The organism is Pseudoalteromonas luteoviolacea (assembly GCF_000814765.1).
Classification (GTDB): Bacteria; Pseudomonadota; Gammaproteobacteria; order Enterobacterales; family Alteromonadaceae; genus Pseudoalteromonas; species Pseudoalteromonas luteoviolacea_H.
Window position 1 is genome coordinate 740,204 of the sequence record NZ_JWIC01000004.1, and the last position, 12,712, is coordinate 752,915.

Annotated in this window: 10 protein-coding genes; 2 read left to right on the forward strand and 8 right to left on the reverse strand. The window is 43.7% G+C overall.

Going from position 1 to position 12,712, the window contains the following annotated elements; translation table 11 throughout:
• Nucleotides 1–1,962, reverse strand: coding sequence for an FAD-dependent L-amino acid oxidase (locus JF50_RS06565; protein ID WP_039608623.1), 1,962 nt, complete (start codon nt 1,960–1,962; stop codon nt 1–3).
• 390 nt (nt 1,963–2,352) lie between these two features.
• On the opposite strand from JF50_RS06565, the gene JF50_RS06570 reads away from it, so the two are divergent.
• Nucleotides 2,353–3,981 carry a tetratricopeptide repeat protein gene (locus tag JF50_RS06570; protein ID WP_039608624.1) on the forward strand — a complete coding sequence of 543 codons (1,629 nt, stop codon included), beginning with the start codon at nt 2,353–2,355 and terminating at the stop codon, nt 3,979–3,981.
• On the opposite strand, the gene JF50_RS06575 is transcribed toward JF50_RS06570, so the two are convergent.
• The 3 genes from JF50_RS06575 to JF50_RS06585 form a co-directional block, all read right to left on the reverse strand.
• Nucleotides 3,978–4,913: a glycoside hydrolase family 16 protein gene (locus JF50_RS06575; RefSeq protein WP_052262157.1), complete on the reverse strand. Its 936-nt coding sequence runs from the start codon at nt 4,911–4,913 to the stop codon at nt 3,978–3,980. The genes JF50_RS06570 and JF50_RS06575 overlap by 4 nt on opposite strands.
• Before the next feature lie 181 nt (nt 4,914–5,094).
• Nucleotides 5,095–6,183 (reverse strand): efflux RND transporter periplasmic adaptor subunit, encoded by a 1,089-nt coding sequence (locus tag JF50_RS06580; protein WP_039608625.1) that lies wholly within the window; start codon nt 6,181–6,183, stop codon nt 5,095–5,097.
• 10 nt (nt 6,184–6,193) lie between these two features.
• On the reverse strand, nt 6,194–9,313 hold the full coding sequence (locus tag JF50_RS06585; RefSeq protein WP_039608626.1) for an efflux RND transporter permease subunit: 3,120 nt from the start codon (nt 9,311–9,313) through the stop codon (nt 6,194–6,196).
• Between the two features lie 545 nt (nt 9,314–9,858).
• Here JF50_RS06585 and JF50_RS06590 point away from each other — a divergent pair.
• Nucleotides 9,859–10,317, forward strand: coding sequence for a hypothetical protein (locus tag JF50_RS06590; RefSeq protein WP_039608627.1), 459 nt, complete (start codon nt 9,859–9,861; stop codon nt 10,315–10,317).
• 42 nt (nt 10,318–10,359) lie between these two features.
• Here JF50_RS06590 and JF50_RS06595 read toward each other — a convergent pair whose 3' ends face one another.
• From JF50_RS06595 to JF50_RS06605, 4 genes are all read right to left on the reverse strand, one after another.
• Nucleotides 10,360–11,142 carry an NPP1 family protein gene (locus tag JF50_RS06595; protein ID WP_039608628.1) on the reverse strand — a complete coding sequence of 261 codons (783 nt, stop codon included), beginning with the start codon at nt 11,140–11,142 and terminating at the stop codon, nt 10,360–10,362.
• Nucleotides 11,143–11,258: 116 nt separating this feature from the next.
• Nucleotides 11,259–11,423, reverse strand: coding sequence for a pleiotropic regulatory protein RsmS (gene rsmS / locus JF50_RS26670; protein WP_080760135.1), 165 nt, complete (start codon nt 11,421–11,423; stop codon nt 11,259–11,261).
• Nucleotides 11,420–11,692 (reverse strand): late competence development ComFB family protein, encoded by a 273-nt coding sequence (locus JF50_RS06600; RefSeq protein WP_039608629.1) that lies wholly within the window; start codon nt 11,690–11,692, stop codon nt 11,420–11,422. The genes rsmS and JF50_RS06600 overlap by 4 nt, the downstream gene beginning before the upstream one ends.
• A gap of 113 nt (nt 11,693–11,805) precedes the next feature.
• Nucleotides 11,806–12,711 (reverse strand): histone deacetylase, encoded by a 906-nt coding sequence (locus JF50_RS06605; RefSeq protein ID WP_039608630.1) that lies wholly within the window; start codon nt 12,709–12,711, stop codon nt 11,806–11,808.
• Between the last annotated feature and the right edge of the window lies 1 nt (nt 12,712).

Sequence of the window (12,712 nt, forward strand, 5' to 3'; positions counted from 1 at the left end):
TCACTTAGTATCGAAGTAGCAGAGATCAACGCCAATGACGCTATCAAAGTCTTGAGTGCGGTCAATTGGTGCTGTATTGGCTGAGAAGTTAGTTTCTATATACTGGTTGATGAGCTTACTGGAGTTTTCCTCGTAAATCGCTTTGATGGCATCTGAAGCATGGATGTTGGTATTTTCAAAATACACTTGGCTAAATGGCTTGAGGCCAAAGCTTTTTTCTAATGCTAAGTCAGTTGAACGCAATGCGCCTTCAACCCAACCTTGGTAATCAGAAAATGCTTCACCGCAGGTGTACAAATTTGGTAGTGGTTCGCTGAGTGTTTCCATGACCTCTTTGTCATTTGCGCCCACCGCCCACTGGTGAACACCGAAACCGAATTGTCGGCTTGCAGGAATATCAAATTTAGTGCTGCCTTCCCAAATACGAGCACTGGTTAGGATAGGCTCAGGTACATAGTGAGTGTTAAATATTTCTTTAAAGAACTTGGTTGCTTGTGCAACAACAGCTGTAGAAGCTGGGTAGATATCAGCTGGGACATCTTGCACATAATCGCTTTGGTGTGGGTGATGATATGTTTCACCAATATTTTGTAGGTTGCTCCAGAAGTTGATATTTAAATAATCACAGTAGATGGTCAGTGCGGCAGGTCGCTCATATTTTTCGTTACCGATACGATCTAGCTTGGCTTGAACATCTTTAGATGGGTTTGTCGAACGTTCTTGGTACATCAGTGCAGCAGCCAATTCATCATTCACCGCATAGAAGGGATAAACAGAGCCTGTGGGTAAATCGGCAAAGTTAGGGCCAAACTCCACGGCAGGTCTGCCTGTTGTGCCACGTCCCCACCAAGCTGAATCGTAGTATAAATTGATTTTAAGTAATGGTTGGTTGCTGGCCGATTGTAGTGTATTCCATAGCTGCTCTGATTTATCCTTGTCTAGTTGGTTAAACGCATTAGAACGAACAAATAGCTTTTCAAGCGCAAGTCGTGGTAAGCCTAATATGACTTTTTCCGCTTGCACAACCCCCTTGTGCGTTCGACCGTGCTCGTCGGTATGGCTATAATGCAGTGAATATAGTCCTGATTCTTCAGCGTAATCAATCTCTTCGATACTGGTCTGCAGGTGAATATTGTCAGTACCCACTTCTTCAACCAACTTATTGGGTAATGTACTGAAGCCGTCTTTAAAGGTTTTAAATTGTACATTGGCAGGGAAGTCTTCTAACAGCTGATATGCCACACCTGCGTTCATTTGTGATAAGAATGTACCATTGAAGCCAAGCACTCGGTAGAGCATATTTATACACTCTTGTGAATAACCCATGTCGGTATAGAGATCCCACAGTGTCCACTCATTAAGCGTTTGTCCTTGCCACTTGCACTCCAATCTAAAGGCCTGCCAAAACTCAGGGCCTCTGACTTCAGGACGTTGTTGAAACTGAGGGTTGGCTTCTAAAATACGATTGAAGACGACGTTGACGATGTCTTTGGGGTTCACACCTTGCTCAGATTGGTCAAGATTGTATAGATGAGACCAAATGGCGTAGTCATCTTGTTGAGCATCTTCCACACTAAAACTCTCACCGCGAAAAAATAATCGGTTATTGCCGCCGCTATTCATAGGGAATGGAACGATGTCGTTCTGTAAGTTCAGTTTTAAAAACAACGCCATCAGATCATCCATCCCATCGAAAAGGAAGCGCATCCCCCCTTGCTCCTCTTTAACGGTAATCGTTTTAGGGTGTTCTGAGCGTAGGTTATTGAACTCAATTAGATCTGAGTCTAAACGTCCACCAGTTCGATTTGAACGTTCAAATATAGCAAGATCTTGTATCTGCGCTTCTTGCTGTAATCGCCAAGCACTATATAGGCCTGACATGCCCGCGCCAACGATGGCCACTTTGACTTTTGTAGGGAGGGGTTTATCCGTAATTTCTTTGCCAAATGTGTAATGTGTCATAGTTTTTCCTTAGCCTTGATGGTTAAGCCTACTTTGGCAGACGACTGCTCCTATAAAACAACTACTGCGACTGTGCTGCAAAGCAGATGGTTAAATCTGCGATTTGCATAAATTTTTTACTTTTTATGCAGGTGTTTAAATTCACTCTGTTTTAATAACAGAATGATGCATTGGGACAATCCAGCATTAAATGTAGCACAAAGGTTAACTTTGTGACGTTTAGATATCATGTAATGAAAAGTCAGTGTGGTGATATGGATTTTATTCCTCTAGTTCCCTCTGAAGATTATCTTATGAAACTTGAGTACACGTAAACATTAGGGCAAACTACATTTAAAACAGATGGTTATGAATAGGTGTCTGCGAAGGCTGACCCAATGGTGTTAAATCATGCGCTTTAAAATTGATAACAAGGAAGTCGACCTGACCCGTGGGGTGATTTATACCCAAGGCTCACAACAACGACATGATATACGAGCAAAAACGTTGCAAGTACTCACCTTGTTAGTCGAAAATCCAGACCGTGTTGTTACCAAGCAAGAATTACTAAACAATGTTTGGTGTGACGTTGTCGTACAAGACCAAGTGTTAGTTCAGTCGATCAAAGAGATCAGGGATATGCTTGGGGCCAGCACCATTAAGACCTTCCCTAAAATAGGATATCGTTGGGTCGCAGAGATTGAACCAATAAACAAATCAGCGCAGTTTAAACAGTTCATGACAATACGTATGTTAGCGCTCGCTTTTTTAGCATTGATATTAGTGGTAGGGTTAGCACATTTTATCTTGGACAGAGCTGACTCTCAGCAATTGCCCCGTGTGGCGTTCTTACCTGTTGAAAACAATATGCCTGATAAGCTGCATGATTGGGTACCGATTAAAGGCATGGATCACTTAACACGGGCACTTGCTCAGCAAACAACCTTACCTGTGAGTAATACCGATGATGTGCTTCTGGCGATAGAGTATCTGCAGGAGCTAGATACTCGGGGCGTACGCTCGCTGTCGGGGAAAATATTTAAGTTGCAGCAAAAGTTGGATGTGCAGCTTGTAGTCCAGACTCGACTGACCGGCTATCCTGAAGATTTACAATTACACTACACTCTGCATTCAAAATATGGTCCGCAACAAGGGGTAATATTGTCCCAAAGTGTAGAAGATGCATTAAATCAGCTGGTCAACGTATTGGCCGACAAATACCAACAGCAAGAAATAACGGCTTCTGGGTCTTATCATGGTGCATTTAGCAATCAAGCTTTTGCCAAAGGGGTGAACGCATTTTTACAGCGAGACTATGAAGATGCCATAGCACTGTTTCGCAGTGCGTTGGTAGAACAACCGAATATGCTCGCCGCACGACGTTATTTGGCGGGGAGTTTGGCAAATACCTATCAGTTGGAGCAAGCAATTAGCCTGTTGCAGGGCAGCTTGTTATTAACAGACGACTCCGCGAGTCAAAAAGAACATTTACGGGCCAATTTGTTGATAGGTTATTTATTGATACATTGGCCACAAGGCGAAAACAGGCAGCAAGAGTTAGATTTAGCTGAGCAGTATATTGCCAAAGCAAAGGGCTTAGCACAATCTAGCCAAGATAAGTTGTTCATTGCATATTCTTATGAGGAACTGGGCAAAATCAAGCGCTTGCAAGGGCAATACAGTGAAGCAACAAGGTGGCTTTTAGCCGCGCTTGAGTATCATCAAAGCTTTCACGGGCGATATGGTCAAACAGCGGCATTGATAGAATTGGCAAAAATAGCCATCGCACAGCAAGAGATAAATGAAGCTAAACACTATTTTAATAAAGCGATGCAAGTGGCAAATGAAAGCAATGCCAGCCCTAACCAAATTTGGGTATTGTTAGCGCAGGCTGACATGTATAGAGAGTTGGGGGAAAAGAGCCGTGCACATGGGATTGCACAGCAGGCACTGGATATTGCACACCAAGCAGATAGTCCCCAATTAATTGCACGTGTGCAAGCGTGGTTTGCTCAAGTGCCCATCCACACGATTAATTAAAGGCTACAGTAGTCTGGTTGTTTTGGCTTCCAATTTGGTACTGTGTCGCGTTGAGCGACTTTGTCTTTCCTGAGTTGTTCAACTGCTTGCACTACAGCCGTAGGCGCTATGACTTTATCTTTCACGAAATACACCCAATCGACGTCTTGATAGTATTGGCGCATTTGTGTCGACTGAACCAATTTATTTGGATCAAACCATTGATTGAAGTTAATGGACATAGGCACTTCAGGGTAAACGTCGGCACCATGCTCGGCAAATAAGTGGCCATTGATGTAGTACTTCAGTGAATTATCGGCGACTTGTAAAACGAGTGTGTTCCAGCCTTGTAAAGATTCAATGTGATAATCGTATGCGTTTACTTTCGTCCAAGGTGTTAACTGAAAGGTTTCCCAAGAGGTCGCAAATAAAGCGAGCCGTTCAGTCCCCCAGCCGCCATTTGGTAGGTATTCGAAGTCCATTTCACTGTAGTTTTTATCCATCGGTGCCTTTAACGGGCTGATAGCATAAAATGTTTGGATAACCGCATCGCCGTCCGGTCCATACTGCGGCGCATCATTGAAGAAAACTCTAGCGGCGTATGTGCCTTCTTTGTACTTTCTATTGTGGCAGACTTGAGTGTGGCGGGTATTTTCCGCTGAGCCATCGGTTTTCGAGGTAATACGCATCACAGTATTGCTGTGGTTGATGGGATCAGGATGAAATGTGACGCCTTCTTTCCACCAGGTCGCATTTTTAATACCGGGGTGACCTACTTCATCGCGAATCTGCCAACCATTTTTCTGTGCATCCTCAAATTGACGATAGCTAAAGTCATCGAACATGATTTGAGATGATATTGCATTGGCTGCGGGGGCGTTGGCACTTACGCCAAGTGTGCCAGCCACTAATAAGCCCAATTGTGTCGTGATTAAAATTTTGTTTGTTAGCATGTTATCTACTCCGTTATGTCTATGTGGAGTAGCTTGTAAAAAGCGCGTAAGAAGTGCCAATTAAACTTACTGAAATTAACGGTTTTAGTCTTATTAAATTATATTAAACCAATGAATTATAAGAATATAAAAATGAACCTACTCTTCCATAAGTAGGCTCATTGGGCTAGTAATCTGACAATTAATTGCGGGCCTGCACGTCAACTTCCTGTCCATCTGTTAAACGTTCCGCACCCCTGACCGCGATTTGGTCGCCAATGTTAAGTTGACGCGTGTTATCTATGGCTTTGACCTCGACAAATGTGCCTTCACCTTTACCAACTTGGACTGGTATTTGCTGAACAGTGTTGTCATGGCCAACTTTGACGACATGGATCCCGTTTTGGCGAATGATGAGCGCATCACGGTTAACCAGTAAAACGGGTTGATTGGATTGCAGCGGTACGGTGACATCAACAAGCTGTCCAACCGCATAAATTTGCTTGTGGTCTGTGGGCAAATCGGCTCTGACTTCGACCGTTTGTGAGCGAGGATCCGTGGCAGGGATAACGCGGCTAATTGTTGCTGAGCTTGTAACTGGATTGTTCAAGTCTCCAGTTTGGAAAGGCAAAACAATGCCCTGCTTGAGATAATGTAAATATTTTACTGGGACATATAGCCTTGCCTCTAAATTATGAATATCAACAAAGTTCAGCAATTCACTGGCTCGGCTGACTTCTCTACCTGCGCGTTTAAATCGCTCGCTGACAATGCCGGTGAAAGGCGCTGTTATTGTCGCCCGAGATAATTGATCTGCGATGACGTTCAGTTCAATTTTAGCTAATGCGATATCAGATAATGCCAGATCATGTTGATTCTGCACGCTATCTACTTGAGTCGCCGCAGCACTGTTAGTCTTAGCGAGTTTTTGCAGTCGGGTCAGTTCTTGCTGGTGGAATCTTAGATTGATTTGTGCACGTTTTAGCATTTCTTGCTGGCGCGCTTGCTCGAGTTCTAAAGGTAGCGTATCCATTCGAATGAGTACCTCACCTTGTTCAACTCGCTGTCCAGGCTCGGCAACAAAGAGCAGACGCCCTGCAAGCCCAGCAGTAATCACAACATCTTGCTTACCAAAAAGGGTGCCACTGACGGCCAGTGAGCTGGTCAACGGGGCCTCTGTCACCGCTTCTACAGTAACTGGCAGGGCTGCACGACTGGTTGCGCTAAACAATAGCGAGTTGCATGTCAAAGCCAAGGAAAATAATGTCACAGTTAAAGATGTTTTACGCATTGCTAATTCCTTATTGATTCGACACTAAATTGAGAGAGGGTTTTGAATTATTATTTTGCTTAACTTTCGGTTGCTTTCCTTGACCAAGTTGCAGCAAGCTAGGCATCAATATCAAGGTGAACAGGGCGCTTATTGCCATACCGCCTACGATCACCGTGGCTAAACCGCGGTAGATCTCAGCACCAACGCCCGGCACTAATGTCAGTGGTAACATGCCAAAAAGGCTGGTTAATGTGCTCAAATACACTGGCCTTGCGCGCATTAAGACGGCTTGTCTAACCGCCTCTTGTCTAAGCATGCCGGAAGCTTCGGCAACACGAGTTTGGTCGACAAGTAAAATGGCATTATTCACTACTAATCCGAGTAAAATGATAAAGCCAATCATTGTGAGCAAGTCGAGGGACTGAAAAGTAAATAAGTTAAGGACAAATAAAGCGATAACGCCGCCCGCAGCAGCTAATGGCATCACCAAAAGCACTAATAGGCTGTCTTTGGCAGATTTAAATAGCGCGCTCATTAATAAAAACAAGATGAATAAGGCTAAGACGAAATTGATAGCCATCTCTTGAATAGCTGAGTTCATTTTCTGTGCATTGCCCGACAGGATAACTCCTGCATTTTCAGGAAGTGTGGCTTTGACTTTAGGAATGACTTGCGACAGCAAAATTTGCTGTGCTTGTTCAAGTGACATATCAGCTGGTGGCGTAACCACAACGCTGACCGTTCTGCGACCATTGACGCGGCGCAATTGACTTGGCCCAACTGTGCGTTCGACATGTGCAAGCTCCCCGACGGTTTGAATACCTGAATCCGGCGTGACGATAGGCAGAGCTTTTAATGCTTCGGGTGAATCCCAGCTGGTGGCACGTAAAATCACATTCATACGGTCATTACCATTGAAGTACTCGTTGACGAATAATCCTCCTGTAAAAGCTTGTACAGCTTGAGAAACGTCTTGGCGGGTGAGGCCTGCTTGTGTGATTCGGCGATCATTTGGATGCAACCTTAACTCAGGCTCGGCCATATCTAGTCGAGGTTGAGGTTGCGCTGTTGCCTCGGGCAGAGCCTCCTTCACCGCCGTTAATGCCACTTGTGCGCCTGAGATGAGGTCATCCATATTAGGGCCTGTGATCTCAATGTCTATATTTCGTCCATCTCCGCCATTGGAAACTTGGATCATAGAGCCTCTAAAGAGGAAAACTTGGGTATCAGGCAGGTCTACCAAGATTTCTTCACGGGTGACTTTCATTAGCTCTTCTACTCTCTGTGGATCTGCAGAGTAAATAAAGCCACCGGCATTTGTGCCGAATAGATAAAAATTAAAGTCTTTGATACCCGGTTGCTTTTCTCCTGTGTAGTGAGGCATAAGTCGCGCTTTGACCCGCTTTAACAACTCTTCTTCCATATAGTTTACGTTCCCGCCTGGCGGTGTAATGAGGGAAAAGAAAAAACCATCAGTGGGTGCTTGAGGCATAAAATCTGTTTTAGGCAGCATGGTGACAGTGATGAGTAATGAGCCGCCCAATAAGCCGACGATCCAAGAGATTTGTTTGAGCTTGGTGTTGGTCAGCTGCATGATAAACTTGGTTAGTTTTTTCCAATATGCTTGATATGGGTCTTTTTTTGCTTTGCTGTCAGGAATATAGCGATTAGCTATGGGGATGATTGTAAGGGCGCTTAGTAAAGAGGCGATCACGGCAATGGATAATGTTAAAGCCAAATCTGAAAATAATTGTCCCTCAATACCAGCCATGAATAAGATGGGTAAGAAGATAGCAACACTGGTGGCAGTCGATGCAAACAGCGCCCCAGCGACTTGTGTCGCGCCTTTGAGTGCCGCCTTATTATTATCAAAGCCAGTGGATTTTAGCCGTGTGATGTTCTCTTGTACTATGATGGCTGCATCTAATACTAAACCGACTGCAAATGCTAAACCTGCCAGAGAAATAACATTAATGCTACGGTCAAAGATGTTGAGTGCGAGAAATGCCACCATTAAAGAGACGGGGATCGTTGCTGCGATGATCAGCGTTGTTTTTATACCACGAAAGAACAGCCACAAAATAATACAGGACAAGAGGACCCCTAAACCCAAATTGCTTTTAACCAGCAGCAAGGCGTTACGAATGTGTACCGAGGCGTCGTAACTGAGCTCTATGCTCAACCCTGCTTCCTTCAATGGACCAGCATTAAGCTCATTTATTGCAATGTTAATCTCATCCAGTAGCGCTACGGTATTGGCATCATTGATGCGTGCTACGCGAATATAGTAGGCGGGTTGCCCATTTCTGCCACTCATACCCAAACGGTCAGAAAAGGTTTCTTTTACCGTGGCAATGTCCCCAAGATATATGGGCCTTTCACCTGAGTAACCGACGCGCATTTGCAGCATATCTTGTAAATCATATTGGCCTGTGAAGCGCACGGTGTATTGTCTGCGCCCTACATTGGCGAGACCCGCAGAGGTATCTTGAGAAGCTCGTAGCGTCTGTCTAATTTGATTGATACTAATGCCCAGAGCAGCTGCTTTATGTGGGTCAAAGGTGACACGCAACTCTTTTGAACGTTCACTGGCGAGGTCTACACGGGAAACGCCTTGTATTTGAGATAATCTCGGTTCAATGATTTCATCTATCTGTTTTTGGTATTGAGCCATATCTAGGCTCAGACCTTGATCGCCAGCGTCGAGTGGAGTGACCAGTAAAGTAGCGGCGGCTGCACCACCTCCGCCAAAACCGCCACCTGCGGATACGACAGGATCAATGGCATCAAGTGGCAGTGGGGGAGCTTGATTGAGGTTAGTGAGTACATCGAGCATGGCTTGCTGCATATCGGTGCCGATGGCAAAAGTGAGTGATATAGAACCATTACCCCGATTAATCGTTGTATTTACCTCAAGTGCTCCTGGCGTGTTTTTAACTGCATTTTCTAGTGGCTCAATGATGACCGATTCTATTTCTTCTGGCGCGGCTTGCCGCCAGCCGGAAAAGATGGTGATTTGAGGTTGTTCAATATCAGGAGTGAGTTGTATTGGGAGTTTAAAAATACTTAATAATCCAAATACCATTACCAGCGCCAATATGACAATGATACTGGCAGGATTTTTAAGGGAGCTACGCGTTAAATTCATCACAACATCCAAGTTTAACTGTACATGATGGAGTGTAACGACTGGGTGAAAAAGTGCCAGCCCCAACGAAAAGCCCATAATGACTTCGCGCGATAAACGGCTGTTTTAAAGCGGTTGATTGCATTTCTGCAATAAGCTGTAACAATTTATCATTGTTTGAAATAGGTATTTTGAGCTGAGTTGACAGAGAAATTTAAGTGCCCATTATTTCAAGATGTAACTTATCGAGAAAATTGATTTGTATTAATCCCCAATTGATGATTGATACATATATAAAAAGTTAATACGAAAACGGGTGGTAGGACAGTAAACTATCGAGATATTGATATAGGTTAAATAATATATTCTTGACAGAAAGTTTAGCTGTATCTGCTATCAGCGCTAGACTAGAATCGCGTTAATAGATTAGGAACAGCCTTTTTACATCGAAGCTATATCGTCATGATGTGTGATAAAGGAATGATATAGGACGTCAAAAAGGCAGGTTTAAGGACAAACAAGCAATCGTACTTAGATGTATTAATACTGTTGGAAGGAGTATCTTCATGTTTGTTGCTTTGAAATGGGATCATCAAATTGGTGCTCATTTTGTGTCTTGGGTTGTGGTTGAGTGTTCTGCTGTACGTGAAAAGTTTGGCTTACCGCAGGCGATCCCGCCGCGTCGCGATATAGCCTACTTTGTTAATCCACACACTGCGGAGCAAGATGCGCAGGCATTTGCAGATCATAAAAATGGTGTCACAAGTGTCTTGTGTGAACAAGATTATTCCCCTTATTTGTCTGATCATCATGGCTATGCACACTATCAATGGGACCACACTTATCTCGAAGAGCTAGTGAAGCATGCCGTTCTATATTGGGAGGATGGAAAACACCTCGCAGGCGCGCCGCTGAGGGATGACGTCGCGTACTTTGTCTGTCCTTATGAATCTGAGTTGGATAGTCAGTTTTTTGCACAGTACAAGCTGATGATGGCAGGCCAGTGCTTATTGCATAGTGCTTGAAGTATTGGAAAGGTGAGGGCAAGTTGCAGCCCTCACGAACTTTTAAATATCTTGTGTTGAAAACGTTGGGTAATTATCTGGTTTGAAACGATTTAAGTTGAGTAAAAAACGGCTGTCTTTGACAGGTAAAGTAGCAGAGCCGTAATCATAGGTATTGAGCTTGTCACGCAAAACTTGATTACTTATCCCATCTCCTATCATGTGAGACCAGCTGATGATAGGGGGGGTGACAAAGTATCCATAATTGTTTTCGGCGACTTCATTGGGTTTGGCAAATCTAAACGCGTGGGTCAGCAAACCATCTTTATGGTAAACAATTTTCAAGTGTCCATTTTCGAAGGGAAGTTGATTGGCCGGCTTTGTATATAGATCTCCATGGGCACTGTAACTTCCATGTGTCACACTGCCATCTATGGTCCAAATAGCGGCATACTCCCAATCATGGCGATGCCCGCCGCCAAGATATGGAATGATCTGATCTTTTTTGAAATATAAAGCGTAAAAGTGAGCGCAAAACTGCCCCTCATTGGTCGTTTTACACGCATATCTATGGACTGTATTTGACGTTGATAAAAACGCCCTATCACGGCAACTGCCACCGAGTGCGCCAGAGGTTTTCAGCCCAGCGTTTTGTTGCCCTGTCCGACTTATTCCTGCACTTGGGAAACAGCCATCACCGTCAAAGTCAAAAACGGGCTCTGTGTTATTAATTATATAACTTGGTGGGAGAGCCTCGTTGAGAGCGGCGAAGTCATTTGCTTCTATACTGGTGTTATAAGTAATGCAGCTTAGCAAAAGTGCTGAATGAATCATTTTGTTAGTCATAATATTCCTTGTTATTGACGATATAGCGTTATCAGAGCGCTTATGTGCACATAGTAAACAGGTATCTTATCGCCATAATATGACTAAATGTATTTAAAATGTTAGAAATTGAGTTGTTACTCAACTTCGGCAGTGACTTTTTGTTGATAATCTTGTTTGACTATTTCAAGTGCATCTAAGACTTGCTGAGGGGGCACTTGGTTTTGTTCTAATAGCATTATCAAATCAATAGCGAGTTTTACATGCTGCGGCGCTTGGTCTAGTGAGGAGGGATTACTCATGTGTTAAATTGTCTCTTTTTGGATACTTGCTCTACAGCAACTTCGATGGCGATTTTAACACGTTCTTCCATTTGTTGTCGTTCAGCTTGAGGAAGGTAAAATTCCATATCGACATCATATCGAATGTAACGAGCAGGTAATTGATTGAGGACCGTACAACAGAAATCAGCCATGACGTTTTCGTCATATGTCTCATGTAACTTCCGCTCCACGATTTGTTCGAGCATAATTTTTTCATAATAATTATGTAAATCATCATGCAGTTTCATAATATCGCTTCCCCCTTTTTTACACTCTAAAGTTTATATCATAAAAGTTGACTGCGCGACTTAACGGTAAGGTAAAATTTGTATGGGCACATACTAAAACTCAATGATAAAGCCTATTCGGTGAGAAAGTGGGATGAGGCTAAGGCATTGAAAAGTTGCTGATGCACTGTGACTAAACTGTCGGTATTACGCTGGTAACCACCGCCCAATGCACACATTAAAGGGAGCTGATGCTGATAGCAATAGTCTAAAATGATTTGCTCACGTTCTAAAACACCTTGAAGTGATATATCGAAGTGCCCCAGTTCGTCTTTGTGGAATATATCAGCACCCGCATTATATAAAATAATGTCAGGTTGATGGACCCGCACACATAGATCTAAGGCTTGCTTTAGCGTCGTCAAATATTCACTGTCTTGTGTGCCTGAGGGGAGGGCAAAGTCATAATCTGAAGTTTCTTTAAATCTTGGAAAGTTCTGTTCGCAGTGAATTGAGCAGGTGATCACATCGCGGCGTGATTGTAAAATGGCTGCTGTACCATCACCTTGGTGAACATCACAATCTAAGATCAACACACTGTCGACCAGTTCAGTGTCTATCAACTCACACGCAGCAATGGCTAAGTCATTGAAGATACAAAAGCCTGTCGCTCTGTCAGCAAACGCGTGATGATATCCCCCCGCTAAATTCGCCGAAAAACCATGCCTTAACGCATATTTTGCTGACTCAATACTCGCGCCAACAGAGGTGAGAGTTCGCTCAACTAATTGCTCGGACCACGGAAACCCCATACGCTTGATGTCAGTTTGGCTCATTGTGCCAGTGCAAAATGCGTGGATATACGTCTCACTATGGCAGCGAATAAGTTGCTGCACAGAAGCTTTATTATTCACAGGTTTGATATATTGACCCAACCCCATCGCTTCAATATACGATTTGAGCTGCTCATATTTACAAATAGGAAAGCGATGTTTAGGGGGAAGTGCTAGCTTACTGTAGATAGAGTCATAAAACAGCACG

Coding starts and splice junctions, on each gene's coding strand:
- JF50_RS06600 (WP_039608629.1), bottom strand. CDS start 11,692: ATGAAACTGCATGATGATTTACATAATTATTATGAAAAAATTATGCTC.
- JF50_RS06580 (WP_039608625.1), bottom strand. CDS start 6,183: ATGCGTAAAACATCTTTAACTGTGACATTATTTTCCTTGGCTTTGACA.
- JF50_RS06585 (WP_039608626.1), bottom strand. CDS start 9,313: ATGAATTTAACGCGTAGCTCCCTTAAAAATCCTGCCAGTATCATTGTC.
- JF50_RS06565 (WP_039608623.1), bottom strand. CDS start 1,962: ATGACACATTACACATTTGGCAAAGAAATTACGGATAAACCCCTCCCT.
- JF50_RS06590 (WP_039608627.1), top strand. CDS start 9,859: ATGTTTGTTGCTTTGAAATGGGATCATCAAATTGGTGCTCATTTTGTG.
- JF50_RS06570 (WP_039608624.1), top strand. CDS start 2,353: ATGCGCTTTAAAATTGATAACAAGGAAGTCGACCTGACCCGTGGGGTG.
- rsmS (WP_080760135.1), bottom strand. CDS start 11,423: ATGAGTAATCCCTCCTCACTAGACCAAGCGCCGCAGCATGTAAAACTC.
- JF50_RS06595 (WP_039608628.1), bottom strand. CDS start 11,142: ATGACTAACAAAATGATTCATTCAGCACTTTTGCTAAGCTGCATTACT.
- JF50_RS06575 (WP_052262157.1), bottom strand. CDS start 4,913: ATGCTAACAAACAAAATTTTAATCACGACACAATTGGGCTTATTAGTG.